Genomic DNA, 1,022 nt, shown 5'->3' with positions numbered 1-1,022 from the left:
TACAACGGCTGGGGCAGCCCGCCGAACCCCACCACCGTCATGATCGCCACCGGCGTCAAGTGGTTCACGCTGGCCTTCGTGCTCAGCAACGGCTACTGCAACCCGCAGTGGGACGGCGGCCGCGCCCTGACCGGCGGCGTCGACCAGCAGACGGTCAACACCGTGCGGGCAGGCGGCGGTGACATCATCCCGTCGTTCGGCGGCTACAGCGGCAACAAGCTGGAGAGTTCCTGCTCGAGTGCCGGGGAGCTGGCGGCCGCGTACCAGAAGGTCATCAACGCCTACGGGCTCAAGGCCATCGACATCGACATCGAGGCCGACGCCTACAGCAACACGACGGTCCAACAGCGCACCGTGGACGCGCTCAAGACCGTCAAGGCCAACAACCCGGGCATCAAGGTGTACGTCACCATCGGAACCGGGCAGAGCGGCCCCGACACGGGACTCATCAACCGGGCCGCGTCGTCCGGCCTGACGGTGGACAGCTGGACGATCATGCCGTTCGACTTCGGTGGCGCCGGCCAGAACATGGGCACGCTCACCCAGCGGGCCGCCGAGGGCCTCAAGACGGCAGTCAAGAACGCCTACGGCTACAGCGACGACCAGGCGTACCGGGACATGGGCATCTCCTCCATGAACGGGATCACCGAACAGAACGAGACGGTCACCGTCGCCGACTTCCAGACCATCCTCGGCTACGCCCAGCAGCACCACCTGGCGCGGCTGACCTTCTGGTCGGTCAACCGCGACCGCCCCTGCACGAGCGGCGTCGCCGACAGCTGCTCCGGGGTGGGCCAGCAGGACTGGGACTACACACGCGTCCTCGCGAAGTACACCGGCTGACCTTCCCCACCCCCACCAGCGCAGGAGAGTGCCGTGTTCCGATCAACAAGACCTTCCGGCCGACGCCGGATACCGAAAGCGCTCACCGCGGTCGCCCTCGTGGCGACCACCGTCTCGGGCCTGGCGGCCGCCACGCAGGACGTGGCGACGGCCGCGGCCACCGCGGCGGCCGCGCTGCC

At 68.5% G+C, this 1,022-nt stretch carries 1 protein-coding gene; it reads left to right on the top strand.

The genetic code is table 11. The annotated features are described in order from the left end of the window. On the top strand, positions 1-843 hold an 843-nt coding region (locus ABZV34_RS39985; RefSeq protein WP_356288386.1), incomplete at its 5' end, for a chitinase. Positions 844-1,022 lie beyond the last annotated feature (179 nt).

This window comes from Streptomyces sp. NPDC005195 (assembly GCF_040608315.1).
GTDB classification, from domain to species: domain Bacteria; phylum Actinomycetota; class Actinomycetes; order Streptomycetales; family Streptomycetaceae; genus Streptomyces; species Streptomyces kaempferi.
This window is presented reverse-complemented; position numbering and strand designations above follow the sequence as displayed.